The organism is Pseudomonas sp. SB113 (genome assembly GCF_040754745.1).
Lineage (GTDB): Bacteria > Pseudomonadota > Gammaproteobacteria > Pseudomonadales > Pseudomonadaceae > Aquipseudomonas > Aquipseudomonas grimontii.
The window spans coordinates 1-435 of sequence record NZ_JBFMHW010000198.1 but is presented as its reverse complement, the minus strand read 5'-3'; the positions used below and the strand labels follow the sequence as shown (position 1 = coordinate 435).

Below are 435 nucleotides of genomic sequence, written 5' to 3'. Positions count from 1 at the left end.
ATCCTGCGAACTCGTCGAATGCGTTGTCAGTCTTCAGAGGCTTGCTGCAGAAAGGCGCTATTAGGAAGGTCGACGACCACACTGTCGAATTTCACCTCGACGCACCGAACGGCAACTTTCCCTACATGGTCTCGTCAGACAATTACAACGCGATCATACTGCCCGCGAACTACAAAGGTGACTTCGAGACGACTTTCGACGGTACCGGGCCATTCAAGCTGGAACGATACACGCCCAAGGTCGGCGCGTCCTTCGTGCGCAATGAAGATTACTGGGGTGAAAAGGCGCTGCCGGAGCGCACCGAATTCATTTTCTACACGGACATCCAGCCGCAGATCCTCGCACTGCAGGGTGGTCAGGTCGACATCATCAGCCTGCTTCCGGTGCCTTCAAGCGTCGGTTTGGCCAATGACCCGAACATCGAGATTGTCAGCC

At 55.4% G+C, this 435-nt stretch carries 1 protein-coding gene; it reads left to right on the top strand.

All coding sequences use genetic code 11. The annotated features are described in order from the left end of the window. On the top strand, positions 1-435 hold a 435-nt coding region (locus tag AB1462_RS32145; RefSeq protein WP_367249153.1), incomplete at both ends, for an ABC transporter substrate-binding protein.